23 protein-coding genes, 1 tRNA gene and 1 pseudogene are annotated in these 24,340 nt (G+C 72.2%); 7 read left to right on the top strand and 18 right to left on the bottom strand.

The window, feature by feature from the left end; translation table 11 throughout:
- Nucleotides 1-186 precede the first annotated feature (186 nt).
- The 8 genes from RE027_RS02645 to rpsB all read right to left on the bottom strand — a co-directional run bounded on the left by RE027_RS02645 (nt 187) and on the right by rpsB (nt 7,478).
- Nucleotides 187-1,818 carry a monocarboxylic acid transporter gene (locus RE027_RS02645; RefSeq protein ID WP_368806689.1) on the bottom strand — a complete coding sequence of 544 codons (1,632 nt, stop codon included), beginning with the start codon at nt 1,816-1,818 and terminating at the stop codon, nt 187-189.
- 3 nt (nt 1,819-1,821) lie between these two features.
- Nucleotides 1,822-2,205, bottom strand: coding sequence for a DUF485 domain-containing protein (locus RE027_RS02650; protein WP_368806690.1), 384 nt, complete (start codon nt 2,203-2,205; stop codon nt 1,822-1,824).
- A 163-nt stretch (nt 2,206-2,368) separates the two neighbouring features.
- Nucleotides 2,369-2,971 (bottom strand): hypothetical protein, encoded by a 603-nt coding sequence (locus RE027_RS02655; protein ID WP_368806691.1) that lies wholly within the window; start codon nt 2,969-2,971, stop codon nt 2,369-2,371.
- Nucleotides 2,972-2,996: 25 nt separating this feature from the next.
- Entirely contained in the window at nt 2,997-3,950 is a 954-nt protein-coding gene (locus RE027_RS02660) for a phosphatidate cytidylyltransferase (protein WP_368806692.1), read from the bottom strand.
- Nucleotides 3,950-4,507: a ribosome recycling factor gene (frr, locus tag RE027_RS02665; RefSeq protein WP_368806693.1), complete on the bottom strand. Its 558-nt coding sequence runs from the start codon at nt 4,505-4,507 to the stop codon at nt 3,950-3,952. The genes RE027_RS02660 and frr overlap by 1 nt, the downstream gene beginning before the upstream one ends.
- A 126-nt stretch (nt 4,508-4,633) precedes the next feature.
- Complete coding sequence (pyrH, locus tag RE027_RS02670; protein ID WP_368806694.1) at nt 4,634-5,407, bottom strand: UMP kinase; 774 nt, start codon at nt 5,405-5,407, stop codon at nt 4,634-4,636.
- Nucleotides 5,408-5,633: 226 nt separating this feature from the next.
- Nucleotides 5,634-6,464, bottom strand: coding sequence for a translation elongation factor Ts (gene tsf / locus RE027_RS02675; RefSeq protein WP_368806695.1), 831 nt, complete (start codon nt 6,462-6,464; stop codon nt 5,634-5,636).
- Between the two features lie 108 nt (nt 6,465-6,572).
- Nucleotides 6,573-7,478: a 30S ribosomal protein S2 gene (gene rpsB / locus RE027_RS02680; protein WP_368806696.1), complete on the bottom strand. Its 906-nt coding sequence runs from the start codon at nt 7,476-7,478 to the stop codon at nt 6,573-6,575.
- Nucleotides 7,479-7,918: 440 nt separating this feature from the next.
- Here rpsB and RE027_RS02685 point away from each other — a divergent pair.
- Nucleotides 7,919-8,341: pseudogene (locus RE027_RS02685) on the top strand (peptidoglycan DD-metalloendopeptidase family protein); the annotation flags it as partial.
- 128 nt (nt 8,342-8,469) lie between these two features.
- Here the strand turns inward: RE027_RS02685 and RE027_RS02690 are convergent.
- Entirely contained in the window at nt 8,470-8,700 is a 231-nt protein-coding gene (locus RE027_RS02690) for a hypothetical protein (protein ID WP_368806953.1), read from the bottom strand.
- A gap of 508 nt (nt 8,701-9,208) precedes the next feature.
- Between RE027_RS02690 and RE027_RS02695 the strand changes: the two genes are divergently transcribed.
- Nucleotides 9,209-9,883: a hypothetical protein gene (locus RE027_RS02695; protein ID WP_368806697.1), complete on the top strand. Its 675-nt coding sequence runs from the start codon at nt 9,209-9,211 to the stop codon at nt 9,881-9,883.
- Between the two features lie 337 nt (nt 9,884-10,220).
- On the opposite strand, the gene RE027_RS02700 is transcribed toward RE027_RS02695, so the two are convergent.
- The 4 genes from RE027_RS02700 to RE027_RS02715 all read right to left on the bottom strand — a co-directional run bounded on the left by RE027_RS02700 (nt 10,221) and on the right by RE027_RS02715 (nt 13,584).
- A tRNA-Ile gene (locus tag RE027_RS02700) sits at nt 10,221-10,294 on the bottom strand.
- 33 nt (nt 10,295-10,327) lie between these two features.
- Nucleotides 10,328-11,581 (bottom strand): glycosyltransferase, encoded by a 1,254-nt coding sequence (locus RE027_RS02705; protein WP_368806698.1) that lies wholly within the window; start codon nt 11,579-11,581, stop codon nt 10,328-10,330.
- Nucleotides 11,578-12,573 carry a DMT family transporter gene (locus tag RE027_RS02710; protein ID WP_368806699.1) on the bottom strand — a complete coding sequence of 332 codons (996 nt, stop codon included), beginning with the start codon at nt 12,571-12,573 and terminating at the stop codon, nt 11,578-11,580. The genes RE027_RS02705 and RE027_RS02710 overlap by 4 nt, the downstream gene beginning before the upstream one ends.
- A gap of 165 nt (nt 12,574-12,738) precedes the next feature.
- On the bottom strand, nt 12,739-13,584 hold the full coding sequence (locus RE027_RS02715) for a phage holin family protein (RefSeq protein ID WP_368806700.1): 846 nt from the start codon (nt 13,582-13,584) through the stop codon (nt 12,739-12,741).
- Nucleotides 13,585-13,856: 272 nt separating this feature from the next.
- Between RE027_RS02715 and RE027_RS02720 the strand changes: the two genes are divergently transcribed.
- The 4 genes from RE027_RS02720 (at nt 13,857) to RE027_RS02735 (ending at nt 18,240) form a co-directional block, all read left to right on the top strand.
- Entirely contained in the window at nt 13,857-14,123 is a 267-nt protein-coding gene (locus RE027_RS02720; protein ID WP_368806701.1) for a hypothetical protein, read from the top strand.
- A 92-nt stretch (nt 14,124-14,215) separates the two neighbouring features.
- On the top strand, nt 14,216-14,971 hold the full coding sequence (locus RE027_RS02725) for a hypothetical protein (protein WP_368806702.1): 756 nt from the start codon (nt 14,216-14,218) through the stop codon (nt 14,969-14,971).
- An 86-nt stretch (nt 14,972-15,057) separates the two neighbouring features.
- The gene (locus tag RE027_RS02730) at nt 15,058-16,494 is read left to right on the top strand and encodes a glycoside hydrolase family 30 protein (RefSeq protein WP_368806703.1); all 1,437 of its coding nucleotides are present in this window, start codon (nt 15,058-15,060) and stop codon (nt 16,492-16,494) included.
- A 288-nt stretch (nt 16,495-16,782) separates the two neighbouring features.
- A complete protein-coding gene (locus RE027_RS02735) occupies nt 16,783-18,240 on the top strand; it encodes a glycoside hydrolase family 30 protein (protein ID WP_368806704.1) in 1,458 nt (485 codons plus the stop codon).
- Nucleotides 18,241-18,248: 8 nt separating this feature from the next.
- Here RE027_RS02735 and RE027_RS02740 read toward each other — a convergent pair whose 3' ends face one another.
- From RE027_RS02740 to RE027_RS02755, 4 genes are read right to left on the bottom strand one after another with little or no spacing between them, the layout of a single operon-like run.
- A complete protein-coding gene (locus RE027_RS02740) occupies nt 18,249-18,539 on the bottom strand; it encodes an Hpt domain-containing protein (RefSeq protein WP_368806705.1) in 291 nt (96 codons plus the stop codon).
- Complete coding sequence (locus RE027_RS02745) at nt 18,532-20,877, bottom strand: response regulator (RefSeq protein ID WP_368806706.1); 2,346 nt, start codon at nt 20,875-20,877, stop codon at nt 18,532-18,534. The genes RE027_RS02740 and RE027_RS02745 overlap by 8 nt, the downstream gene beginning before the upstream one ends.
- The gene (locus RE027_RS02750) at nt 20,874-21,248 is read right to left on the bottom strand and encodes a response regulator (RefSeq protein WP_368806707.1); all 375 of its coding nucleotides are present in this window, start codon (nt 21,246-21,248) and stop codon (nt 20,874-20,876) included. The genes RE027_RS02745 and RE027_RS02750 overlap by 4 nt, the downstream gene beginning before the upstream one ends.
- Nucleotides 21,245-22,882, bottom strand: coding sequence for an ATP-binding protein (locus RE027_RS02755; protein WP_368806708.1), 1,638 nt, complete (start codon nt 22,880-22,882; stop codon nt 21,245-21,247). Before RE027_RS02755 ends, RE027_RS02750 begins: the two co-directional genes overlap by 4 nt.
- A 282-nt stretch (nt 22,883-23,164) precedes the next feature.
- Here RE027_RS02755 and RE027_RS02760 point away from each other — a divergent pair, with 282 nt between their 5' ends.
- Nucleotides 23,165-23,998 (top strand): hypothetical protein, encoded by an 834-nt coding sequence (locus RE027_RS02760; RefSeq protein ID WP_368806709.1) that lies wholly within the window; start codon nt 23,165-23,167, stop codon nt 23,996-23,998.
- 15 nt (nt 23,999-24,013) lie between these two features.
- On the opposite strand, the gene RE027_RS02765 is transcribed toward RE027_RS02760, so the two are convergent.
- Nucleotides 24,014-24,244, bottom strand: coding sequence for a hypothetical protein (locus tag RE027_RS02765; RefSeq protein WP_368806710.1), 231 nt, complete (start codon nt 24,242-24,244; stop codon nt 24,014-24,016).
- Between the last annotated feature and the right edge of the window lie 96 nt (nt 24,245-24,340).

Genomic DNA, 24,340 nt, shown 5'->3' on the forward strand with positions numbered 1-24,340 from the left:
ATTGTACGCAACCGGTGAGTATCCAAGGAATATCCTGCGGTTGCTCCTGTCCCCACCCTATCCGACACTCAGCCGCCTGTCCGTTTCCTTTAGCGAATCACTTCGTGTCCCCGGACACGGGCCGGCCCGCCCGAAGCCGGAGCCTCGGGCGGGCCGGAGATCCTCCCAGGTGGGAGCGGGACGTCCTCAGTGGGCGACGGGCTTCTCCGCGCCGATGCCTGTGAGGGAGCGCACCTCCATCTCGGACTGCTTGACCGGGTCCTCGAGACGGCGTTCCGTCATGGAGCCGATGAAGCCGAGCAGGAAGGAGGCCGGGATCGAGACGATGCCCGGGTTCTGCAGCGGGAACCACGCGAAGTCCGCCGTCGGGATCATCGACGTCTCGGCACCGGACATGACCGGGGAGAAGATGATCAGGCCCACCGAGATGAACAGGCCGCCGTACATCGACCAGACCGCGCCCCGGGTGGTGAAGCGCCGCCAGTACAGGGAGTACAGGATGGTCGGCAGGTTCGCCGAGGCCGCGACCGCGAAGGCGAGCGCCACGAGGAACGCGACGTTCTGGCCCTGCGCGCCGATGCCGCCCGCGATGGACACGAGCCCGATGACCACCACGGTGGTCTTCGCGACCCGCAACTCCTTGCGGGGATCGGAGTCGCCCTTCTTGATGACGCTGGTGTAGATGTCGTGGGCGAAGGAGGCCGAGGCCGTGATGGCCAGGCCGGCCACGACCGCGAGGATCGTGGCGAACGCCACCGCCGCGATGATGCCCATCAGCAGCGATCCGCCCAGCTCGAAGGCCAGCAGCGGCGCCGCGGAGTTCACGCCGCCCGGCGCCGCCTGGATCCGCTCGGCGCCGATGAGGGCCGCCGCGCCGAAGCCCAGGATGAGGGTGAAGAGGTAGAACAGGCCGATCAGGCCGATCGCCCAGACCACCGAGGTGCGGGCCTCCTTGGCCGTGGGCACCGTGTAGAAGCGCATCAGCACGTGGGGCAGGCCCGCGGCGCCGAAGACGAGGGCCAGGCCCAGGGAGATGAAGTCCAGCTTGCTGGTCTCCGTGGCCCCGTACCGCAGGCCCGGCTCGAGGATGGCGGGGTTGCCGGACACGGCGACCGCGTCACCGAGCAGCGAGGAGAAGTTGAAACCGTAGAGCGCCAGGATCCAGACGGTCATGACCGCCACGCCGGAGACCAGGAGCACCGCCTTGATGATCTGCACGTAGGTGGTGCCCTTCATCCCGCCCACCAGGACGTAGACGATCATGAGCAGGCCCACCACCACGATGACGAGCGACTGACCGGCGCGCGAGCCGATGCCCAGCAGCAGCGACACCAGCGCACCGGCGCCGGCCATCTGGGCCAGCAGGTAGAACGCGGAGACGGAGAGGGTGGAGATGGACGCCGCGACGCGCACGGGGCGCTGGCGCAGCCGGAAGGACAGCACGTCCGCCATGGTGAACTTGCCGGTGTTGCGCAGGAGCTCGGCGATCAGCAGCAGCGCCACGAGCCAGGCCACCAGGAAGCCGATCGAGTAGAGGAACCCGTCGTAGCCCTGGATGGCGATCGCGCCGACGATGCCCAGGAAGGACGCCGCCGAGAGGTAGTCGCCCGCGATGGCCAGGCCGTTCTGGGTGCCGCTGAAGCCGCGGCCGCCGGCGTAGTAGTCGGCGGCGGTGGCCGTGGACTTGGAGGCGCGGAGCACGACCACCATCGTGACGACGACGAACGCGCCGAAGATGGAGATGTTGACCCAGGGGGTGCCGACCGTTTCCGTGGTGGCGGTCGCCATGGGCGCGAGCGCGGTGTTCAGGTGGTGCATCGGTCAGTTCTCCTGTCCGTGGACGCCGCCGGTGGTGGTGCCGAGGGTGGGTTCGAGGCGCTCCCGGATGGCCGTGGCCTTCGGGTCCAGCTTGCGGTTGGCGAAGGACACGTAGGCGCCCGTGATCGCAAAGGTCGTGACGAACTGGAGCAGGCCCAGGATCACGCCCAGATTGACGTTGCCGACCACCTGGATCGCGAAGAGCTGCGGGACGTACATGGCGAGCACCACGTACAGCAGGTACCAGACCAGGAAGACGACGGCGAGCGGGAAGACGAAGCCGCGATGGGTCTTGCGCAGCTCCTGGAACTCGGGCGACCGCTGGGCGGCCGGGAAGTCGACGTCGGCGACGAGGTCGTCGGCGTTGGTGGGTGGCTGATGGGACACGGGCTACCTCCTCATGTGATGCGGACCACACTAGGCCTTTGTATGCAGAGGGGCAAGGTGAATCACCGAGAATTCCCAGTTTTGGGGTCTGGGATGACATCCGGGGCCGAATCTGGACGCCTCGAGCTCGAAGCTGTATACACAGCGACCGCGGACGGACGCGTCAGCGCAGCGCCAGGAGGAGCTGGACGGCGCGGTCGAGGAAGGCGTCCACCTGCTGCTCCTCGTAGCTGCGCTCGCCGTGGGCGGGCGGGAGGACGGCACCGCGCAGCTCCGCCGGCTCGAGCGGGGCGGAGCCCGCGAGCCGGGCGCCGAGGCGCTCGCACAGGACGTCGACGTGGGCTGCGGAGTACCCCTGGCCCCGGGACCGCGAGGGGCGGCGGAAGCGCTGGGTGCGCGGCCGCTCGATCCGCCCGCGCACGACCTCGGTCAGGGCGTCGACGTGCTCCTGCCAGGCCGCGGGACCGCGCGTGCGGAGGACCTGCTCGCGCTCCGCGGCGGCGAGGGCGTCCTCCGCGGCGTCCAGGATCTCGTCGACGGCCTCCGGACGGTAGCCGCCCCGGACGGCGGTGAAGAGCGCCGAGCGCACGTGCGTGCTGAGCACGGCTGCCGGCCGGCCCTCCGATCCCGGCCCGGCGCCGTCCAGGGCCTCCTGCACGGCGCCGAGGAAGGCGTCCACCTGCCCGACGTCGTAGCCCCAGGCGCCCTGGGCGCACCGGGGGATCCGGGCGGCGGCCGGAGGGGCGGCGCGGTGCTCGGCGGACATGGGCGGGTGATCCTGGGCCGGCCGGTCAGGCGCTCGCGGCGAACAGCCCGAAGAGCAGGTAGCCCGCGGGGACGGCGAAGAGGATGGAGTCGATCCGGTCCATCACGCCCCCGTGGCCGGGCAGCAGGGTGCCCATGTCCTTGATCCCGAGCTCCCGCTTGATCATGGACTCGGAGAAGTCGCCGAGGGTGGCCGCCAGCACGAGCGCCGCGGCCAGGACGGCGCCCTCCCACCACGCGTGGTCGAGCAGCAGCACGGCGCACAGGACGCCGATGACCACGGACCCGCCCAGCGAGCCGGCGAATCCCTCCCAGGACTTCTTGGGACTGATCCGCGGCGCCATGGGGTGCCGCCCCCAGACCACCCCCACCGCGTAGCCGCACGTGTCCGAGCCGATGGCCAGCAGGATGACGGTGAGCACCTTCAGGGGGCCGGCGTCGGTGTGGTAGAGCAGCAGCGCGATGCTGAGCAGGAACCCGACCCAGACGAGGGCGAAGACCGAGCCCATGATCGACAGGATCATCCCGTCCCGGGCCCCCAGCGCCCGCCACACGATCACGAGGGTCAGGCCGACCACCACGGCCATCATGAGCGCCTCTCCCCCGCCGGCGAACGCGGCGACGGGCATGAGCACGCCCGCGGCGACCGCCGGGACGCGCGGGATGGAGATGCCGCGGTAGCGCAACGACCGGCCGACCTCCCAGACCCCGATGCCTGCGGCGGTCCCGGCGAACAGGGCGAGTACGACGGGCTGGACGAACAGGCCCACGAGCAGGGTCCCGATGAGCACCACCGCGACGCCCACGGCCGCCGGCAGGTTCCGCCCGGCGCGGGAGGGAGCGGTGTGGCGCCGCTCCCGGGGGTGGCGGCCCGGCCCGGGCACCCCGCCCGTGGCCGCGGGCGCGCGAGAGGGGAAGGCCTCCCCGGTGGATCCCGGGGAAGCCTTCGTCTCCTGGTGCCGTGGGCGCGGGTCCGGCATCAGACCTGCAGCAGCTCCGCTTCCTTGTTCTTGAGCATCTCGTCGATCTGCTCGATGTGCTTCTTGGTCACGGCGTCGAGGTCCTTCTCGGCGCGCTTGCCCTCGTCCTCGCCGATCTCGCCGTCCTTGACCGTCTTCTCGATCTGGTCCTTGGCGTGCCGGCGGATGTTGCGCACCGACACCCGCGCCTCCTCGGCCTTGTGCCCGACGACCTTGACGTACTCCTTGCGGCGTTCCTGGGTGAGCTCCGGCATGACCACGCGGATGACGTTGCCGTCGTTGGCGGGATTGGCCCCGATGTCCGAGTTGCGCAGCGCCTTCTCGATGTCGGTGAGGGCCGAGCGGTCGTACGGGGTGATGAGCAGGGTGCGGGCCTCCGGGTTCTGGAAGGACGCGAGCTGCTGCAGGGGCGTGGGGCTGCCGTAGTACTCGACGAGGACGTTCGAGAAGAGGGACGGGTTGGCCCGGCCCGTCCGGATGCCGGCGAAGTCGTCCTTGGCGCCGTCCACGGCCTTGGCCATCTTGGTCTTCGCTTCGGACATGATGTCTGAGATCACGTAGGGGCTCCTTCGTCGTGTCGCACGGAGTCCTCCGCGCGGGTCGGTTCCACCGGGGACGACGCCGAGGGCGCCCGTCCCGGGCATGCTGGCCCCAGTCTAACGCCGGGCCGCGAGGGGCCTGGATCAGGCGGTGACGAGGGTGCCGATCTGCTCGCCCAGGACCGCCCGGGTGACGTTGCCCTCGCCCTGCATGCCGAACACGCGCATCGTCACGTCGTTGTCGCGGCACAGGCTGAAGGCCGTCTGGTCCATCACGCGGATGTTCCGGGCCAGGGCCTCGTCGTAGGTCAGCGCGGACAGCCGCTCGGCGTCCGGGTTCGTCCGGGGGTCGGCGGTGTAGACGCCGTCCACCCCGTTCTTGGCCATGAGCACCTCGTCGGCGTGCACCTCGAGGGCGCGCTGGGCGGCGACGGTGTCGGTCGAGAAGTAGGGCAGCCCGGCCCCGGCGCCGAAGATCACGACGCGGTCCTTCTCCATGTGGCGGATGGCCCGGCGGGGGATGTACACCTCGGCGACCTGCTCCATCTTGATCGCGGACTGCACGCGCGTGTCCACGCCGCACTGCTCGAGGAAGTCCTGCAGGGCCAGGCAGTTCATCACGGTGCCGAGCATCCCCATGTAGTCGGCCCGGGAGCGGTCCATGCCCGCCTGGGAGAGCTCCGCGCCGCGGAAGAAGTTGCCGCCGCCGACCACGATCGCGGTCTCGACCTGGCCGACGGTCGCGGCGATCTGCTCCGCGATGTCCCGGATGACACGGGTGTCCACGCCGATGGAGCCGCCGCCGAAGACCTCGCCCGAGAGCTTCAGCAGGACACGGCGCCGCGTGGGGGTGACCTGCGGGCCACGGCTCAGGCGCAGGGCCTCGTCCTGGATCTCGGACGCTGAAGTGGTGGGCATGGTTCCTCCCGGCGACGACGGTGCTGGACGGGCTCGGACCCGTGAGGGTGCGGTCGGATCGGGGCCGGGCCTCCCTCAGCATACAGAACGCCCGCCGGCCCCTCCGCCTGCAGCGCGGGAGGCGCGGGCGTCGTCGCAGGTGGGGGCGCGGACGACGAAGGGAGGCGACCCTGCGGGGCAGGGTCGCCTCCCTCGGTGGGACGCCGCGGCGCCCGGACGGGACCGGTCAGGCGCCGACGCGGAAGCGGGCGAAGGCCGTGGCGATCGCGCCGGCCTCCTCGAGCACCTTGCCGACGGTCTTCTTGGAGTCCTTGGCGAAGTCCTGCTCGAGCAGGACGACGTCCTTGTAGTAGCCCTTGAGCCGGCCGTTGATGATGTTCGGCAGGATCTTCTCCGGCTTGCCCTCGGCGCGGGCGGTCTCCTCGGCGACGCGCTTCTCCGACTCGACGGTCTCGGCGGGCACGTCCTCCTGGGAGAGGAACGTCGGGGACATCGCCGCGATGTGCACGGCGACGTCGTGGGCGACCTGGCCGCCGTCGGCACCGGCGGCGGCCAGCAGCACGCCGACCTGGGCCGGGAGGTCCTTGGAGGTCTTGTGCAGGTAGACGGCCACGTTCTCGCCCTCGACGCGGGCGATGCGGCGGACGACGACCTTCTCGCCGAGCAGGGCACCGGTCTCGGTGACGAGCTCGGAGACGGCCTTGCCGTCGGACTGGGCCTCCATGAGCTCCTCGAGGGAGGTCGCGTCGGCGGCGACGGCGGCCTCGAGGACCTTGTTGCCGAACTCGACGAACGGAGCGGACTTCGCCACGAAGTCGGTCTCGGAGTTGACCTCGACCATGTAGCCGACGGTGCCCTCGACGCGCGCGGCGACGAGGCCCTCGGCCGTGGCGCGGCCCTCACGCTTGGTGACGCCCTTGAGTCCCTTGACGCGGATGATCTCCTGGGCCTTCTGCAGGTTGCCGTCGGCCTCGTCGAGAGCCTTCTTGACGTCGAGCATGCCGGCGCCGGTGCGCTCGCGCAGGGCCTTGATCTCAGCGGCGGTGTAGTTCGCCATGTGAACTCCTCACGTAGTCGGTGGTGCCGGCCGGGGCGCGCGCGGGCGCCCCGGCCGGCGTCCGGTGGAGATGGTGCCCCACCGGGGAAAACGGACGATGAACGGGGACTACTCGGCGGCGGCCTCGGTCTCGGCGGGGGCCACGGCCTCGGTCTCGGCGGGGGCCACGGCCTCGGTCTCGGCGGGAGCGGCGGTCTCGGCGGGGGCGGCGGCCTCGGCCGGTGCCTCCGCGGCGGTCTGCTCGGCGGTGTGCTGCTCGAGCAGCTCGCGCTCCCACTCGGCCATCGGCTCTTCGGCCTGACCGGCGCCGCCGGACTTCTTGTTGTGGCGCTCCATGAGGCCCTCGGCCACGGCGTCGGCGATCACGCGGGTCAGCAGGTTGACCGAGCGGATGGCGTCGTCGTTGCCCGGGATCGGGAAGGCGACCTCGTCCGGGTCGCAGTTGGTGTCGAGGATCGCGACGACCGGGATGCCCAGCTTCTGGGCCTCGTCCACCGCGAGGTGCTCCTTCTTGGTGTCCACGATCCAGACCAGGGAGGGGGCCTTGGTCAGGTTGCGGATGCCGCCGAGGGTGCGCTCCAGCTTCTCCTTCTCGCGGCGCAGCAGCAGCAGCTCCTTCTTGGTGTACTGCGAGCCGGCGACGTCGTCGAAGTCGATCTCCTCGAGCTCCTTCATGCGCTCGATGCGCTTGGAGACCGTGGCGAAGTTGGTGAGCATGCCGCCCAGCCAGCGGTGGTTCACGTAGGGCATGCCCACGCGGGTGGCCTGCTCGGCGATGGCCTCCTGGGCCTGCTTCTTGGTGCCGACGAACAGGATGGTGCCGCCGTGGGCCACGGTGGTCTTGACGGCCTCGTAGGCGCGGTCGATGAAGGACAGCGACTGCTGGAGGTCGATGATGTAGATGCCGTTGCGCTCGGTGAAGATGAAGCGCTTCATCTTCGGGTTCCAGCGACGGGTCTGGTGGCCGAAGTGCACGCCGCTGTCGAGGAGCTGGCGCATGGTAACGACGGACATGTCGTCTCCTTGTTCTCGTGCGGGAGGGCGTGCGACGACGCCCGGCCCGCGGGTACGGTTCTCGGCTGCGTCCGGCGGACGAGCCCCTGGCGCAACGGTGAGCGGAACCGGAACGGGTCCGCTGCCGGGCCGCCGTACCGCACCCCGCCGGGACGGGGACGCGGACCGGGACGGCCGGACCGGGAAAGGAGATCCCGGCGGCGCTGCGCGCGAAGTCAGCTGCTCACCCGCGTGCCGCCGGATCCGGCGTCGGGGCCGGGTCAGGGATGGTCACGAGGGCACGCCACGAAGGGCGCGTCAGAGCACACTGCGGAGTCAAGTGTACTACAGGGCCCCGTTGCCCCTGCACAGGCCGGGTCCCGGTCGGCCGGGGGCCGCCGGCACGCACAGGCCGCGCGGAGCGCTCCGCACGGGGCCCGCCGGGGTCCAGGGTGGACCCCATGATCACCGCCCTGTTCCGGTGCGCCCGAGCCCGCGGGCCGCACCGCTCCGCCGCCACCGCGGGGGCCGTCCTCCTCGCCACCGTCATCGTCCTCGGAGCGGGGCCGCCGGCCTCCGGGGCGCCGGGCTGGGCGTGGCCGCTGTCGCCGCGGCCCGCCGTGGTGGGCGACTGGGCGCCTCCCGAGCAGCGCTGGGGGCGGGGACACCGCGGGGTCGACCTGGACGCCACGGCGGGCGCGTCCGTGCGCGCACCGGCGGACGGCACCGTGAGCTTCGTGGGGTTCGTGGTGGACCGCCCGGTGCTCACGCTGGACCACGGGAACGGCCTGCGCTCGAGCTTCGAGCCCGTCGAGTCCGCCCTGGCCCGCGGGGAGCGGGTCCGCCGCGGTGAGGTCGTGGGGGTGCTGCGCGGGCGCGGGCACTGCGGAGCCGCGCCCTGCCTGCACTGGGGTGTGCGGCGGGACCGCGACTACGTCAACCCGCTGCAGTTCGTCGGCGCCCTGGAGCCGTCGGTGCTGCTGCCCGTCCCCGGGCGGCTGCTCGCTGCGGCTCAGCCGTTGCCGCCGCCCCCCTCGCCGTCCCGAGCGTCCTCGAGACCCTGCTCGGCCTGCTCGAGGCCCTCCTCGGCGCCCTGCTGGACCTCTTCGGCGCCCTGCTCGAGCTCCTGCTGGACGTTGTCGGCGCCCTGCTCGACCTCCTCGGCGCTGAGGTCGCAGCCGGTCAGCGCCGTGAGGGCCAGGACCACGACGGGCAGGGAGCTCCACAGCGTGCGGCGGTTCATCTCGGCTTCCCCTCGGTCGGTGGCGCGTGCATCGGAGCACCAGTGCACCACATCGGGGTGCGGAGCGCACCCGGCCGGTGGGCGGAGCGCTTCGGTCACCGGCCGGAGCACGGCGGCAGGGGTGACGAGCAGGACCTGGCCGGGCCGACCGTGACCGCTGTTCTCGTCGCCGCGGCTCCGGCGGTCCACGGGTGGCGGCCGGGCAGGAAGGCCGGCCGCGGTGACCGAGGGGCTCTCGGCTGTGCCGAGAGCCCCTCGGGCCCCGGCGTGGAGCACCGAGGTGTTCGCGGTCGCACCGACTCGGGCGCGTTCGTGACGGTCCGTCGGGTGCGACGGTAACGATCCTGAGGTCAAGCCCCGCCGCCGGGGTCCCGTGCCACGCCGACGTGGCGAGACTGATCCCGTGGGCGCTGATCGACGTCGCCCGCAGTCCTGATCCCATCCACTGCACCCCGCCGTGGACAGCGCCTGGCCCGTCCTCGGCACCCAGCCACAACAAGGACTGATCATGAAGACTTCTCAGCGCATCATCGCTGCCGCCGCCACCGCACTGCTGGCCGTCGCCGCACCGGCCGCGGCGCACACGCCGGAGCCGGCCCCGCCGACCGAGCAGCCGACCGAGATGCCGGCCGAGATGCAGGGGCCGCCGCCCAGCACCCACGGGGCGTTCCTGCCCTATCCGGACGAGCTCAGCGAGTCCTTCACCCTACCCGCCTGCGGATCCGAGATCACTGTCGAATCCGGCGACGTCGACGAGAGGGAGTACCGGGTCCTCGTCGACACGGAGGGGAACACGGTGGTGGAGTCCCGCGGAGCCGTCACGGCCGATGTCACTCGAGCTTCCGACGGTGCGATGCTCGATGAGGTCGATGTCTCCGGCGGAGGATTCGAGACTTTCTCCGCAGACGGGACCTCGGTCACCTATGACACGTCAGGGGCCTCGATCGTCGTCGCCTTCGACGAGGTCGAGGCGCAGGTGTTCGAGGAGGCCGGGCTGCCGCAGGCCTTCCTCTTCCTGTCCGGAGAGCTCACCGAGACGGTCACCTTCGAGTCCGCACCCCAGTCGGGGCCGGAGGTCCCGCCGGTGGCCTCCGCGGAGATCACCCAGAACTCCACGGAGTACGTCTTCGACCTGTGCGACCTGCTCGACCAGGCCGCGGCGGAGGAGACCCCCGCTGCGTAGTCGCGGACGCCGCAGCGGCGGCGACGACGGACAGCCGGCCGTGGCCCACGTCCTCCCCGGCGGCGCAGCGCCCCCGCCCGAGGAGGGGCGGGGGCGCTGCGGTGGGCGACGCCGGGGGACGCCGGCCGGATCACCCGGGGAACCGTAGGTGAGGACTTCACGGTACATGCGAAGGTCTGTTACTCGACAGCCAAGTTGCCATCTTCTCCGGCAACTCGCCGGCTTCTGCCAGACGGTCCTGCGACGGATCTCGGGGGCCGGCGTCGGATCGGGGGCTGACGACCGACGCAGAAGCCCGACCCGCTGGGCGTCGAACCCAGCGGGACGGGCTTCGAGGTAGGGCCGGTGGGGCTTGAACCCACGACCGAAGGATTATGAGTCCTCTGCTCTGACCAGCTGAGCTACGGCCCCGCGCCGGTACGGGGCCGGCGGCGCAGCACCACGTTACCGTACGAGCGCGCCCAGTCGGGCCCGCAGCCGGCGCGTCCGCCCGGTCCCGACGGACCCGTGGTCGGACTGCTCGTCCCGGTAGATCCGCAGGAACGTGTCCAGGGTGCGCGGAAAGCTGTGCTGGGCCACCTTGCGGTGGCTCTCCCGCCCCATCCGCGCCCGTTCCTCGGGGCTCGACGACAGCACCAGGGTGAGCTTGCGGGCCAGGTCCCGGGCGTCGCCGGGCGTGAACAGCCAGCCGTTGACACCGTCGTCGGCCAGGTGCGGGAGGGCCCGGGCGTCGGCCAGGACCACGGGCCGGGACGCCGACATCGCCTCCAGCGTCACCAGCGACTGCAGCTCGGCCGTGCCCGGCTGGCAGAAGACGTCGGCCCGGAGGTAGGCGTCGCGCAGCTCCTCGTCGGGGACGTAGCCCAGGAAGTGCACCCGGTCCCCCACCCCGAGGGCGTGCGCGAGCTGCTCGAGTCCCGCCCGCTGCTCACCGTCCCCGACGAGCTCCAGGTGGGCGCCGAGCTCGGCCGGGAGCAGGGACAGCGCCTCGATGAGCACGTCCACGTTCTTCTCCACCGCGAGCCGTCCGGTGAACAGCACGGTCGGGTGCGGGTTGCGCCGCGGCGGCTCCCCGGCGCGGGCCTCGTAGTCGGCGATCCGGATCCCGTTGGACACGGCCAGCACGGAGTCGGGGAAGCCGTTGCGGAGCATGGTCTCCACCGCGAGCGGCGTGGGGGCGGTCACCACGTCGCAGCGGCCGAAGACCCGCGCCATGTCCCACCACGAGATCTTGCGGTACCGGTCGACGACCCACCGCGGGAAGGGCAGGAACGGTTCCAGGTTCTCGGGGACGAAGTGGTTGGTGCCGATCGTCCGGACGCCCCGGCGCCGGGCCTCGCGCACGAGCAGCCGACCCTGGATGTAGTGGCACTGCACGTGCACCACGTCGGGGCGGACCTCGTCGAACACCCGGCGGATCTCCCCCGCCACCTGCCACGGGAGGCACATCCGGAAGTACGGGTGGGTGAACGCCCGGTGGGAGCGCAAGCGGTGCTCGACCACGCCGTCGTCCTCGGCCCGGCACGACGGGCCCCGCACGGGCCGGGCGCACACGACGTGCACCCGGTGCCCCTGCTCGTGCAGGCCCCGGGCCAGCCGGTGCCCGAACTGTGCGGCCCCGTTGACGTCCGGCGGGTACGTCTCGGCGCCCAGCAGGACGGTCAGGGGTCGGGCGGTGGTCGTCGTCTCGGCGCTCAAGCGTGGCTTCCCGGTCGGTGGTGTGCTGGTCGGTCAGGTCCTGCGGGGGACGGTCCCGGCGCTTGCGTGCCCGCTCCCGGCAGGTCCCGTCGCGCGAGCTCGGCGCGGGCCGCGAACTCGGCCCGGCGTGCGAGCACCTCCGGGTGGTGCTGCGAGAGCACGGCGACCCCGACTATAGCAACGCCTCCCGCCACGGCCATCAGCACGCCCGTCACAACGGAGAAACCGGGACCGGCCTCGCCGAGGACCAGCAGTCCCAGCAGGACACCCACCATCGGGTCGATCACCGTGAGGCCGGCGATCACCAGGTCCGGCGGTCCCGTGGCGAACGCGGTCTGCACGAACCACCCGCCCAGGGCGGCGGCCACCACGGCCGCCCCGACCGCGAGCCAGTTGACGTCGTCCAGGAGCTGCCCGGCGCTGCCCTGGATCCGGGTGATGGTCAGCCGCACGAGCACCGCCACGAACCCGTAGAGGATCCCGGCGGCCACCACGTAGAACGTGCCGCCGAGGCCGCGGCGGAACAGTGCGGCGGAGACGCCCAGGACGCAGACGAGCACCACGAGCATGACGACCACGGTGTGCTCCGCCCACGCCGAGATCCCGTGGGCCGGATCGGTCGCCGCGACCGCGCAGGTCACGAAGACCGCGCCGCCCGCGGTGCACAGCCCGATCGCCGTCCAGGTGCGCCGGTTGATCCGCAGCCGCCGGTGCCGGGCGTGGAGCAGCGTGGTGACCACCAGGGCCACGACACCGATCGGCTGGACCACCGTCACGGTGGCCAGACCGAGCGCCGCCACGTTGAGCGCCGTGCCCAGTCCCAGCAGGCTCAGACCCAGGAGCCAGCGGTGGTTGACCAGCAGGGCCAGGAGGGCCCGCGGGGTGAGCCGGCCGTGGGTCCGGTCCGCCACGGCGCTGCCCTGCCTCTGCGTCCCGACGGCCAGGCACAGGGCCGCGAGCAGTGCGAGGGCGACGGCCAGCCACTGGCTCACGACGTCCACCCACCTGTGCTCACGCCCGGAATTCTATCGAGCGGCCCCCGGGCGCCGTCCGCCCGGCGCATGGATGCCGGGTGAACGCACGGAGAAGGCCCGGAAGCCTGTGGCTTCCGGGCCTTCTCCGTGCGTTCGTCCACGGGCCGGCCGTGGACGCCGCCGTCAGCGGAACAGCTTGCGCAGGAAGAGGACGAAGGCGCTGCCCGCCACGGCCAGGACGCTGAGCGGCTGCCACCGCTCCCCCAGCCCGGACTGGCCGGACGCGGACTTCTTCCCGCCGCCCTGGGAGAGGAGGCCCTTGACGTCCGTGCGCGTGGTCCGGACCGTGCGGTTGGTGCGCTCCACGAAGCCCTTGGTGGTGGACTGGATGGTCTCGGCGCGGCCCTGGACGTCGTCGCGCAGCGTCTTGAGGTGCTCGCGGCGCAGCTTGAGCCGGTGCCGCAGCTGCTCCTCGGTGGGCGCCGGGGGCTTCTGCCGGGCCGGGTCCTGGGCGGCCTCGCTCTTCTCCTGCTCCTTGCGCTCGCGGGCCTGCTGCTCCTCGCGCTGGACCCGGCCCTCGGTGTAGGCGGAGCCCTCCTTGACCACGCCGAGGTCGTACTTGGCCCCGAAGATCGCCTTGCGCGGCACGAGCGGCAGGGCCTTCTTGATCGTGGCGAGCCCGATGAGGGCCGCGATCACGAGGACCACCAGGAACAGCACGGCCAGCAGCAGAGCCGCCAGCCACGCCGGCATCACCTGCGACAGGCCGGCGATGGCGGCGCCGACGAGCGCGATGGTGGCCAGCAGCAGGAAGACCAGGCCGACGACGACGAAGGCCGCGCCCTTGCCGAGCGTCTTGGCCTTCTCCGTGAGCTCGATCTTCGCGAGCTGCGCCTCGTCCTTGAGCTGCTTGGGGAGCAGGCGGGCGAAGACCTTGACGACGTCGAGGATCGACGCCGTCCCGGGGTCGGTGCGCTCCGTCCTCGCTCCCGAGGTGCCGCCCGTGCTGGGGCCTACCGAATGACTCATGCCCGCCTCCGTTGATGATGAGAAAAAGTACGTGGACTGAGGACCAAGCTACCACCGGGCCACCCGTCGGCGGGCGAGCACGGGACGGGGACGCGACCGGGTCCGGCGCACGGAGGCCGCCACGGCCCTTCTCCTCACGGTCGCCCTCCGCCACGGCGGAGGTGCTGCGCGGAGCGGCCGGTGTCCGGCAAAGAGCGGGCAGCACGGAGGCACTTCCATGCGGTCGAATAGGAACTGCGCAGCACCCGCGCCCGCCCGGAAGGATCCCCGCCATGACCGTCATCGCCCGCACCCCCCGTACCGCCGAGGCCCTGGTGCGCACCGACGTCCTCCGTTCCCTGGCCGCGCGGGGCATCCTCGTCCCGACCGCCGACCCGCTCTTCGAGGGCCGGGAGTGGTCCGTGGTCGTCGCCGGCCGTCCGGCGGGCATGACGGAGACGGAGGTGCGGGTCGCCGTGTGGAACACCGTTCTCAACCACACTGCCGTCCACGGCCTGCCCGAGCCGGTCGACGGGGTGCGCATCCGCCTCGACGGCTGAACCGGTTCCGGGGCGTCCTGCGCCGCCCGCCGACGTCCGCGCCCTACAGTGTGCAGTACGTCCCCCCGCCCCCCCGCCCCGCAGGAGACCCCGTGAGCAAGAAGACCGCCCTCTTCGCCCTGGTCCTCGCATCCGGCCTCGCGCTGACCGGCTGCTCCGACGACGCCGAGGCCCCGGGGGACGGGGCCGGTCCCTCCCGCACCCCGGCCGCGTCGTCGTCCGGGTCCCCGTCGTCGGGCGCGCCGTCCTCGTCCCCCCCGGCTTCGCAGACCCCGGAGGAGGCGGCCTCCCCCTCCTCCGAGCCGGAGCCGACCGAGGCCGCGCCCGCGAACAACCCGCCGGAGCCCGCCGAGCCCGCGCCTGCCGAGCCCGCGCCCGCCGACCCCCTGTCGGCGTTCACCGGCACGGCCGCCGGCGCGCAGTTCGCCGGAGCGCTCACCGGCGTCGAGATCATGGGCGGGACGGGCGCCGGGCCCACGGTGCACCGGATCAGCACGAACCTCTACGATCCCGGCGTCGCCGTCGCCCTCTGCGAGAGCTACCGCGCGGCGATGGGCACCGGCCGGCAGCAGGTCGACGTCGTGGACGCCCTCGGCCAGTACCTCGCCACGAACAGTGCCGACCCGGCGGCCTGCGCCACCGCTCCGGGCGCGAACCCCGGCCCCGGCGCGATCCCCGCCCAGGACTTCGACTACGACGAGGCCTACGCCGCCTGGCAGTCCGGGATGCCGTACTACGACGCCTTCTGCCTCAACTACACCCCCGTCACCGCCGCCGGCGTCTCCCAGTGCGAGGGCATCGAGGCCGGCACCGTCGACGCCATCACCGGCGAGTACATCGGCGGCTGACCCGCACGGTCCCGACCGTGGCGGCGGCCTCTCCCCGTGCGCCTAGACTTCTGTCGGCGGAGGGGGCCACGGTGGGCGGAGGGCTGATGAGGATGCGAACGGTGATCGTGGCCGTGACCGTCCTGCTGTGCACCGTGCTGGCAGCCGGAGCCTGCTCCGCGCCGCGGCCGGAGCCCCGGGGCGGCTCGTCGTCCCCGGAGATCAGCTGGACGGTGACCACCGGGGACCAGCAGGAACACGCGGCCACGCAACCGGGTGCGGTCTTCGGCCGGGTCGAGCAGGTCCCCGCCGCGGTGGTGGTGGACGACAGCACCCGGCACCAGCGCTTCGTCGGGGTCGGGGCGGCCATGACCGAGTCCTCCGCCTGGCTGCTCTCCCGACTGCCGGCCGAGACCCGCTCAGCAGCCCTGCGCGACCTCTTCCACCCCACCGAGGGGGCCGGCATCTCGGTGGTGCGCGTCCCGCTGGGCGCCAGCGACTTCGCCCTGGACGACTACACCTACGACGACCTCCCCGGTGATGAGACCGACCCGGGCCTGTACGACTTCTCCGTGGCGCGGGAGCACGAGCACGTCGTTCCCCTGCTGCGCGAGGCACAGGCCGTCAATCCCTCCCTGCGCCTGGTGCTGAGCGCCTGGAGCCCCCCGGCCTGGATGAAGGACTCCGGCACCACGCACGGCGGCAGCCTGTCGTCCGAGCACGAATCCGCCTACGCCGCCTATCTCGCCCGGGCGGCCGCGGGCTTCACCGCCGCGGGGCTCGACGTCGCGGCCATGACCGTGGTCAACGAGCCCAACCACTCCACCCCCGACTACCCCTCCACGAGGATGCCGGTCGAGCAGCAGGTCCGCGTCGCCACCGCACTGCGCACCGAGCTCGATGCCCGCGGGCTGACCGCGGTCGCGATCCTGGCGCACGACGACAACTGGGACGACGCCGCCGCACCCGTCGAAGCCCTCGCCACCGCCCCGGCCGGCACCTACGCCGGGGCGGCGTTCCACTGCTACGCCGGGGACGTCTCGGAGCAGTCGGCCGTGGCCGGTGCTTTCCCCTGGGCGCGGATCTGGACCACCGAGTGCACGGGAAGACACGGAACCAGCGGGTTCTCCGGGGACCTGCGCTGGGGCATGCGCAACATGCTCATCGGCGCCTTCCGCAACCACTCCCAGGCCGTGCTGTGGTGGAACATCGCCCTGGACCCGGCATCCGGACCGAAGAACGGCGGCTGCCAGGACTGCCGCGGCGTGCTCACCGTCGACCCCGGCACCGCAACCGTGGACCCCACCACGGAGTACTGGCTGCTGGCCCACGTCGGACGCCACCTCCCCCGCGGCTCCGAGCGCGTGGCCAGCACCGGCGGCCCCCACGGCGTCGAGACGGCCGCGTTCCTCACCCCCGACGACCGGCACGTGATGCTGCTGCTCAACGACACCGCCACCGAACAGACCGTCACCGTCCGGTGGAACGGCCAGGCCGCCCAGCTGAGCCTGCCCGCGGAGTCCGTGGCCACAGCCACCTGGTGACCGACCGCCCGCCGGAGGCACCGCCCCGGTCCGGGTCCCCGCCCGGCGAGCCGCCCGTGTGCTATGTCGTGCGGGCGTCCGCGCCCCGGGACCGCGGGCCGGGGGTAATGTGACGATCGCAAATACGCGCTGACCTCTGTGTATGACGCCGCCCCCACGGCACGTGGTGCCTCGCACTCGCCGACGGGTTGACTGGTCTCTGCGACGCCGGGCACGGGCGCCCGGCGCGCGTCCCCCCACCCTCGGCCGCCACTACCTCCTGTGCCGGCCTGCTCCTAGGAGACCCTCGTGCGTCCCCCCCTGCGCATTCTCGGTCCCGCCACGACGGTCGTCCTCGCGGTCGCCCTGTCCGTCGCGGTGCCGCTCGGTATGATTCTCACCATGCTGCTGCCCGGCGCCCAAGCCGTCCCATCCGGTCCGCGGATCGACTGGGTGGTGACCACGGGGGACCAGGCGAGCCTGGCAACTCCCCGGCCGGTCGTCTCGTTCGGCCGGGACAAGCAGGTCCCCGCCGCGGTGGTGGTGGACGACAGCACCCGGCACCAGCGCTTCGTCGGGGTCGGGGCGGCCATGACCGAGTCCTCCGCCTGGCTGCTCTCCCGACTGCCGGCCGAGACCCGCTCAGCAGCCCTGCGCGACCTCTTCCACCCCACCGAGGGGGCCGGCATCTCGGTGGTGCGCGTCCCGCTGGGCGCCAGCGACTTCGCCCTGGACGACTACACCTACGACGACCTCCCCGGTGATGAGACCGACCCGGGCCTGTACGACTTCTCCGTGGCGCGGGAGCACGAGCACGTCGTTCCCCTGCTGCGCGAGGCACAGGCCGTCAATCCCTCCCTGCGCCTGGTGCTGAGCGCCTGGAGCCCCCCGGCCTGGATGAAGGACTCCGGCACCACGCACGGCGGCAGCCTGTCGTCCGAGCACGAATCCGCCTACGCCGCCTATCTCGCCCGGGCGGCCGCGGGCTTCACCGCCGCGGGGCTCGACGTCGCGGCCATGACCGTGGTCAACGAGCCCAACCACTCCACCCCCGACTACCCCTCCACGAGGATGCCGGTCGAGCAGCAGGTCCGCGTCGCCACCGCACTGCGCACCGAGCTCGATGCCCGCGGGCTGACCGCGGTCGCGATCCTGGCGCACGACGACAACTGGGACGACGCCGCCGCACCCGTCGAAGCCCTCGCCACCGCCCCGGCCGGCACCTACGCCGGGGCGGCGTTCCACTGCTACGCCGGGGACGTCTCGGAGCAGTCGGCCGTGGCCGGTGCTTTCCCCTGGGCGCGGATCTGGACCACCGAGTGCACGGGAAGACACGGAACCAGCGGGTTCTCCGGGGACCTGCGCTGGGGCATGCGCAACATGCTCATCGGCGCCTTCCGCAACCACTCCCAGGCCGTGCTGTGGTGGAACATCGCCCTGGACCCGGCATCCGGACCGAAGAACGGCGGCTGCCAGGACTGCCGCGGCGTGCTCACCGTCGACCCCGGCACCGCAACCGTGGACCCCACCACGGAGTACTGGCTGCTGGCCCACGTCGGACGCCACCTCCCCCGCGGCTCCGAGCGCGTGGCCAGCACCGGCGGCCCCCACGGCGTCGAGACGGCCGCGTTCCTCACCCCCGACGACCGGCACGTGATGCTGCTGCTCAACGACACCGCCACCGAACAGACCGTCACCGTCCGGTGGAACGGCCAGGCCGCCCAGCTGAGCCTGCCCGCGGAGTCCGTGGCCACAGCCACCTGGTGACCGACCGCCTACTCGACCTCCGCGCGAAGCCGGGCGACCTCGTGCCGCAGCCATTCCCCCGAGGGCGGACTCTCCGCGCGCAGGGCCTGCTCGATCCGCCGCGCGATCCGGGATCCGTCGTGGCGACCGTAGCTGCCCAGCGAGCCGGCCAGGTTGTGCGCGGCCCGCGCCGCGTCCTCCGCACCGAGGCGGGCGTCCCCCTCCGCGAACCGTTCGAGGGTCTCGATCCGGGAGCGCACCAGGGGACGGAACCGCTCCCACAGGGCGGCGACGGCGTCGGGAACGGGCCGCTCAGTCATCGCCGGTCTCCGGCGTGGGGTTGGCGACGGGCCGGGGCGTCACCTTCCACTCCCGTTCGCCCGAGAACTCCTTGAACTGCGCCACCCGGGCAATGATGTTCTTGAACTCGGTGTAGAAGAGCGACGAGACGACGAGATAACGCAGGAACCAGAACCGCTGCCGCCTGATCTCCGGCGCGCCGAGCTTCCGGGCGAACACGGTCTGCCCGGGGCCCACCGACAGCGTGAAGAGCGTGCTGAGCACGAACAACGGGATGAGCCAGTCGAGGTTGGCCACCCCGCCGTCCCGCCAGGCGAGGAAGCCGAGCAGCGGGAACATCTGCAGCGAGATCCACGGGTACACCTCCCGCCACCCGAGCAGGAAGCTCATGCCGAGCTTCTGCCGCAGCGTCAGGGCGTCGGACCGCCAGGCCCGCGGCATGTGCTTGAGCGAGACCTGGAACCAGCCCTGCGCCCAGCGCATCCGCTGGTTCCACAGCGCCTTCAGCGTGGTCGGCGCGAGTTCGCGCGAGATCAGGTCCGGGTCGTTCGCGATCCGTCCCCCCGACTCCACGACCCGCAGGCTGGAGTCGATGTCCTCGGTGAGCATGGACCCGTGCATCCGGATCATCCGCAGCAGGTTCGTGCGCCAGTAGCCGTTCGAGCCGCCGAAGACCCCGAACCGGTGGAGCCGGGCGCGGCCCGGGTGGCTGACCGCGTAGATGGACTCGAACTCGACGGCGTTGGTGCGCGCCACCCAGGACGCATCGCCGTTGCGGATCAGGCAGTGCCCCTGCACGACGTCGTAGCCGGAGGAGAGCCAGCGCCACGCACGGCGGAAGGACGTGACGTCGGGATGGTGGTCCGCGTCGAAGACACCCACGAACTCCCCGGTGACCCGGGCCAGGGCGGCGTTGACGTTCTGCGCCTTGCTGGTCGACCCCTCCACCTTGTAGGGCACGAGGCGCGGGTCGCGGGCCGCGATCTCGCGCAGGGCCTCCTCGACCGGCAGGGGGCGAGGCGTGTTGTAGGCGACGATGACCTGCAGATCGGCCGGATAGTCCTGGCGCAGGAAGGCCTCGGCCGTCTCCACGATCGTGGCCGCCTCGTTGGGCAGATAGGCGGCGATGACCGCGGAGGCGGCGGGATACGGCGTCGCGGGCTGCTCCGGCGGCCGGTCCGGCTTGAGGGCGAGGAACCCCTCCGCCCAGATGGACGCGGCGGTGACGAGCAGGGCCGCCACCACGGCGAAGTACATGACGCCGCTCACGTCGAGGCCCAGCAGGTACAGACCCATGTAGAGGAAGAACGGGACCACGATCCCCAGCAGCAGCGTGAGGAGCACCTGGAGGGGAGTGCGCAGCGTCGCGCGCAGAGCGGACAGCCGTCTGCGCAGGCCCCCGGGCTGCCGGGGGTCCTTGGGGACGAGATCGCTGCTCCACCGCACCGGCTGCAGATCGAGGTGCATGCTCGCGGCGGCGGCGGCGGTGAGGGCCCGTTCGAGGACCTCCGCTCCGGTGAGCTCGGTACTCCCCTCGTCCAGGCTCACCCAGCCGACCACGGGCGTGACCCGGACCGGTTCCCCGGCCACGACGAGGCGCTGCCCCGCCAGTCCCTCGGCGAGGTTCCGGAGCCTGGTCCTGGTGCCGGGCTCGTCCTCGTCGGACACCAGGAACAGCAGACGTCCCGCCTCGTCACGCCCCAGCCGGTCGAGCGGGGACGCCGCGTTCGTCACCGCCTCCCCCACCTGGATCGCGAGCTCCTCCTCGGCCCGCTGCCCCAGTCGCTCGCGCAGCAGCGCCCGCTCGTCGACGTCGATCAGCGCCAGGGACGCAGGGCGGCCCGTGCGGCGGACACGCTCGATCTCGCGGCGCACCTCGTTCTCCATCGCCGCACGGCCGAGCAGGCCGGTGCGCACGTCGTGGAGCATCGTGTCCACCGACACCGTGGGGCGGTCCAGCTTGGCGACCACCCGCGCGACGACCTCGTCGAGCAGGAACGGCTTCCGGACGTAGTCGTCCGCCCCGAGCCGCAGGCCGTGCGCCACGTCGTCCGAGCTGTCGAGCGAGGTGAGGAAGATGAGCGGGACGTTGCGCGTCAGCGGATCGGCCCGCAGTCTGCTCACGAGGGCGAAACCGTCCATGCGGGGCATGTTGATGTCGGAGACGACCACGTCCGGCACCATCTCCGTCAGCCGTTCCTCCGCCTCGTGTCCGTCGGCCGCGGTGACCACCTCGATGCCCTGTGTCTCCAGGCCCAGCCGCACCAGTTCGGCGACCATGTCGTCGTCGTCGACCACGAGGGCCCGGCGGCCCCCGTAGGGAAGCTGCTCCTGCTGCGGGCTGCTCAGAGCGGTCATCGTGCCCACCCCAGAAGCTCTTCGAGCTCCGCCGCGAAGGTCATCGGGTCGAACGGCTTGGTGAGCACGCCGGCCACGGGCATCTCCCGCAGTGCGGCCAGGTCGTTCTCCAGCACCGACGCGGTGACGAAGACGGTCGGGGGCACGTCGCCCCCCTCTGCGTGCAGAGCGCGCAAGGTCGTGGGACCGTCCATGTGCGGCATCTGCACGTCCATCACCACGGCGTCCGGCCGGTGCGCCGCGACCGCGGCCAGGGCCTCCTGACCCGACGACGCCACGAGCACGCGGTGGCCGCCGACGAGCTCGAGACTCATCCTCGCGAGCTCGCGGATGTCGGCCTCGTCGTCGACGACGAGAAGAGTGCGTTTCATGTGCTGCGTTCCTCCTTCGGTCGAGCGTGCGGTCGGGTCCCCTCGTCCGCGGCCGGGAGGACGACGGTGAAGACGCTGCCCTCACCGACCGCACTGGTCACCTCGATCCGTCCCCCGCTCTGGTCCACGATGGCCTTCGTGATGGCCAGCCCGAGACCGGTGCCCTTGCGCCGCCCGGGGTCGATGCCCCCCACCTGCCGGAAGCGCTCGAAGAGAACGGGGATGTCCTCGGGAGCGATGCCGATCCCGGTGTCGGCGACCTCGACCAGGACCTCGGGCCCCTCGCGCCGTGCCAGGACCCGGACCCGGCCGCCGGCGCTGAACTTCAGGGCATTGCCGACCAGGTTGGTGATCGCCTGGGTCATCCGTGCGAGGTCCACCTGGACGAGCAGGCCTGTTCCGGTCGCGTCCAGGACCAGTTCGGCGTCCTCCAGAGCGGCGGTGCCCTGGAGCTGTTCGACGACGCCACGGGCCAGGTCCCCGGCGTCGACCGTGGCGGTGCGCAGAGGCATGCGTCCCGCGTCGAGACGGTCCATGTCGAGGATGTCGTCGACGAGCGCGCCGAGCCGCTGGGCGTTCCGCAGGGCCATGTCCACCAGAGGACGCTGCCGCTCGTCCAGGGGTGCCGCGACCTCGGCGTGCAGCAGCTTCAGGCTGCCGACGATGGAGGTCAGCGGGGTGCGGAGCTCGTGCGAGACCACGCCGACGAACTCGTCCTTGAGACGTTGGACCTCGCGGCGTTCGGAGACGTCCCGGAAGACCGTGACGGCTCCGCCTCTTTCACCGTCGCTCTGGTCGAGGCTGGTCACGGTCATCTCGATCGGCAGCGGTTCTCCCGTGCGCCGCCAGAACTGGTCGTCGTGCGGCGGCATCGACCGGCCTTCGTCGATCGCGCGGTGGCTGGGGCACTCCGCCACCGGGTACGGCGTCCCGTCCGGGCGGGTGTGGTGCGCGATCTCGTGCAGGGTGCGTCCCACGAGCTCCCCCGGGCTCCACCCGAGCATGTCGGCGGCCGCCTGGTTGGCCATCAGGATGGAGCCGTCCGGGTCGCTGGCCACGATCCCGTCCCCTGCGCTCTGGAGCACGGCGCGGGTCAGGGCCCCGCTCTGCTGGGCCTCGTGCGCCAGGTCGTTGAGGGCCTTGTTGTTGAGCTCTGCCTCCGCCCACGCCGCCAGCTCGCCCAGGACCTCCAGCTGCTCCCGGTCGAGCTCGCGCGGCTGCGTGTCGAGGACGCAGAGCGTGCCGATCGTCTCGCCCGCCACCGCGAGGGTCTCTGCGGCGTAGAAGCGGACGCCCGGGCTCTCCACCACGAACCTGTTGTCCACGAACCGGTCGTCGCGGCGGAGATCCGCCACCTCGAGGCGGCCGCCCTCGTCGACCGCGTGCCGGCAGATGCTGTCGCCCAGCGGGGTCACCCCTGCCTCGATCCCGTGGCTGGCGCGCGTCCACTGCTGCTCACCGATCACGTTGATCATCGCCATGGGCACGCCGATGAGCTTCGCGGCCAGCCGGACGATGCGGTCGAACCGCTCCTCCGGGACCGTGCCCAGCAGCCCCGCGGAACGCAGGACCTCGTCCCGGCGCCCCCGCTGCGGCTCGGCACGGCCGACCGGCAGAAGTTCCGTATCCCCCAACGTCCCCCCAGATCGTCGCCCAGGGCACGAGGTCCGTATCCCCCACGGTCCTCGTGCCTCGCTCTGGCACATCAGCCTACAGACTGTGGTGGCCCGGCGTCCGCGTCAAGCACCGTCCGGCTGCCGCACGGGTCGCAAGGACGGGATCCCGGATTCCCTCCGCCCGGGCTGCCCGGCGGTCCACCGAGATCCTGTGGCTGCAGGCCGGACGGGAGGACGCCGCGGGGTACTCACGCCGTGCCCCGCCCAGCACCGCGAGCGCGCGGCAGTAGAGTTCCGCACATGACGGAACTGCTCTACGAGTGGATGACCTCGCAGCAGGCGGCAGCCGCGCTCGGTGCCTATCTGGCCGAACGCGACCCGGCGCTGCAGCGGTTGCGCTCGGAGCTGGCAGCCCACGGCACCGACCCCGATGCCCACCTCGACGGCTCCGTCGAGTCCGTGGCCCCGGTGTGGGAGTGGATCACCGCACGGGCGGGTCAGCTGGGTGTGGACCCGCATCCGCTGGAGGAGGATCCGACGCGACCCTCCTGGCCCAGCTGGGCGCGTCACGGCAAGCTCGTGGACCCGCACCCTCCGGCCGGGTCCCTCGCCCTGGTCGACGGCTTCGCCTCCTACCTCGGCCAGCTGCTCACCGCGGAGGTGCCCGAGGCACGCTGGCGCATCGGCGAGCACCGGATCAGCGACTACCCCGCGCACAACCACCCGGTGCTGGCCGGCGCCGGGCACGAGATCTTCCTCCCTGGGATACCGCTCTACGGCCTGTACCAGACCGCCCACGGACGGCAGGCGATGAGCGGAGCCGAGCTGCTCGCCCACACCCGCCGGACCGTGTCCGCCCTGCGCGGAGACGGCCCGGACGCGGCCGCCGTCGAGGAGCCTCCGGTGACGGTGGTCGCCGAGGTGGACTGCTTCGACGTCGGGCTGCGAGACGACATCGCCGCCCTACACCCGGAGATCGTGGAGTGGATGATCGCCGAGCTCACCGACCGCGACGGCGTGGACTCGGTCCACCGGTACGGTCCCGCCGCCCTCGTCGTCGACGCCCCGACCTGGGACGAGATGCGGCTGAAGCTGTGGTGCACGATGTGGCTGCAGCGCCACCTCCCCCGCTGAGCAGCCACCGGCGCGTCAGGACCCCACGCAACCCCGTGCGAACTCCTCGGTCCGGCGCACGTCCCGGCCGACGCCGACCGGCGTGACGAGCAGGGACCCGGTGATGAGCTCCATCCGCCGCAGCACGACCGCGCACGCGAGCAGCGTCGCGGCGTTCATCGTGCGCCGCGTCGTCCGGGCGGTCGTCTGCGCCGCGGGTTCCTCGTGCGTCGTGGTGCCGGCGGTGGCCGGAGCCCGGTCCGGCACCTGATCCTGTGCGGGAGCTGTCGTTCCGGCGGGCGGGCCCTGATGGAACGGAGACCGTTCGCGGCGTTGCCTGCCGGTGGCTCGTCGGCACGTGCA

This window comes from Kocuria sabuli (assembly GCF_040981185.1).
GTDB lineage: Bacteria > Actinomycetota > Actinomycetes > Actinomycetales > Micrococcaceae > Kocuria > Kocuria sabuli.

What these genes read in the sequence shown, in the direction of transcription:
- RE027_RS02645 (WP_368806689.1), bottom strand. Translation starts at nt 1,818, where the DNA reads ATGCACCACCTGAACACCGCGCTCGCGCCCATGGCGACCGCCACCACG.
- RE027_RS02655 (WP_368806691.1), bottom strand. Translation starts at nt 2,971, where the DNA reads ATGTCCGCCGAGCACCGCGCCGCCCCTCCGGCCGCCGCCCGGATCCCC.
- RE027_RS02660 (WP_368806692.1), bottom strand. Translation starts at nt 3,950, where the DNA reads ATGCCGGACCCGCGCCCACGGCACCAGGAGACGAAGGCTTCCCCGGGA.
- pyrH (WP_368806694.1), bottom strand. Translation starts at nt 5,407, where the DNA reads ATGCCCACCACTTCAGCGTCCGAGATCCAGGACGAGGCCCTGCGCCTG.
- tsf (WP_368806695.1), bottom strand. Translation starts at nt 6,464, where the DNA reads ATGGCGAACTACACCGCCGCTGAGATCAAGGCCCTGCGCGAGCGCACC.
- rpsB (WP_368806696.1), bottom strand. Translation starts at nt 7,478, where the DNA reads ATGTCCGTCGTTACCATGCGCCAGCTCCTCGACAGCGGCGTGCACTTC.
- RE027_RS02690 (WP_368806953.1), bottom strand. Translation starts at nt 8,700, where the DNA reads ATGAACCGCCGCACGCTGTGGAGCTCCCTGCCCGTCGTGGTCCTGGCC.
- RE027_RS02695 (WP_368806697.1), top strand. Translation starts at nt 9,209, where the DNA reads ATGAAGACTTCTCAGCGCATCATCGCTGCCGCCGCCACCGCACTGCTG.
- RE027_RS02715 (WP_368806700.1), bottom strand. Translation starts at nt 13,584, where the DNA reads ATGAGTCATTCGGTAGGCCCCAGCACGGGCGGCACCTCGGGAGCGAGG.
- RE027_RS02720 (WP_368806701.1), top strand. Translation starts at nt 13,857, where the DNA reads ATGACCGTCATCGCCCGCACCCCCCGTACCGCCGAGGCCCTGGTGCGC.
- RE027_RS02730 (WP_368806703.1), top strand. Translation starts at nt 15,058, where the DNA reads ATGAGGATGCGAACGGTGATCGTGGCCGTGACCGTCCTGCTGTGCACC.
- RE027_RS02740 (WP_368806705.1), bottom strand. Translation starts at nt 18,539, where the DNA reads ATGACTGAGCGGCCCGTTCCCGACGCCGTCGCCGCCCTGTGGGAGCGG.
- RE027_RS02745 (WP_368806706.1), bottom strand. Translation starts at nt 20,877, where the DNA reads ATGACCGCTCTGAGCAGCCCGCAGCAGGAGCAGCTTCCCTACGGGGGC.
- RE027_RS02750 (WP_368806707.1), bottom strand. Translation starts at nt 21,248, where the DNA reads ATGAAACGCACTCTTCTCGTCGTCGACGACGAGGCCGACATCCGCGAG.
- RE027_RS02760 (WP_368806709.1), top strand. Translation starts at nt 23,165, where the DNA reads ATGACGGAACTGCTCTACGAGTGGATGACCTCGCAGCAGGCGGCAGCC.